Annotated in this window: 1 protein-coding gene; it reads left to right on the top strand. The window is 70.6% G+C overall.

Features of this window, described 5'->3' with window-relative positions; translation table 11 throughout:
* Positions 1-149: 149 nt before the first annotated feature.
* Positions 150-504, top strand: a 355-nt coding sequence (locus tag F8279_RS29825) for a beta-ketoacyl synthase N-terminal-like domain-containing protein (protein ID WP_151501725.1), incomplete at its 3' end; no start/stop codon positions are given.

Below are 504 nucleotides of genomic sequence, written 5' to 3'. Positions count from 1 at the left end.
GTCGCGGAGGAACGCCGGGAGGAGACCGCCGAGGTGGCCGGCCGGCTGCGGGCGGCCAGCAACCAGGAGCTGTTCGACCTCATCGACCAGGACCTCGGGCTCTCCTGAGCCGTACGGGGACCTGTGGTGTCACGAGAAAGCGAGATGTCATGGCGGACGAAGAGCGGCTGCGCGAATACCTGACGCGCGTCGTCGCCGAGCTGCAGCAGACCCGCCAACGGCTGCGCGAGGTCACCGCCGAGGAGTCCGAGCCGGTGGCGATCGTGGCGATGAGCTGCCGCTACCCGGGCGGCATCAGCTCGCACGAGGAACTGTGGGAGTTCGTCTCGTCCGGCGGGGACGCCATCGGCGACTTCCCCACGGATCGCGGCTGGGACCTGAAGCGGCTCTACCACGCCGATCCGGACAACGCCGGCACCTCGTACACCACGGCCGGCGGGTTCCTGCACGACGCGGGGGAGTTCGACGCCGCGCTGTTCGGCATCTCGCCGCGCGAGGCGGTCG

Source organism: Micromonospora sp. AMSO1212t (assembly GCF_008868145.1).
GTDB lineage: Bacteria > Actinomycetota > Actinomycetes > Mycobacteriales > Micromonosporaceae > Micromonospora > Micromonospora tulbaghiae.
This window is presented reverse-complemented; position numbering and strand designations above follow the sequence as displayed.